This is a genomic window from Pseudomonas sp. K5002, assembly GCF_013386655.1.
Taxonomy (GTDB): domain Bacteria; phylum Pseudomonadota; class Gammaproteobacteria; order Pseudomonadales; family Pseudomonadaceae; genus Aquipseudomonas.
The window spans coordinates 1-313 of record NZ_JACARK010001776.1; the positions used below are offsets into that span (position 1 = coordinate 1).

The 313-nt window shown below is 67.1% G+C and carries 1 protein-coding gene; it reads left to right on the forward strand.

Annotation, left to right across the window (positions count from 1 at the left end; all coding sequences use genetic code 11):
- Positions 1 to 313, forward strand: a 313-nt coding sequence (locus HX846_RS39220; RefSeq protein WP_178967700.1) for an FAD-dependent oxidoreductase, incomplete at both ends; no start/stop codon positions are given.

Sequence of the window (313 nt, forward strand, 5' to 3'; positions counted from 1 at the left end):
ACCTCAGTCAACTGCCCCTGGCCGACCGTTGCATCGTGCTCGGCGCCGGCAACACGGCCATCGACATGGCGGTGCAAATGGCCCGCCTCGGTGCCCGTGACGTCAACCTGGTGTATCGCCGTGGCCTGGCTGAAATGGGCGCCACCGGCCATGAGCAGGACATCGCCAAGGCCAACCAGGTACGCCTGCTGACCTGGGCCCAGCCCGAAGAAGTGTTGCTCGACGACCAGGGCCATGTGCGCGGCATGCGTTTCGCCCGCACCCGCATGGTCGATGGCCGCCTGCAAGCCACCGGCGAGACCTTCGAACTGGC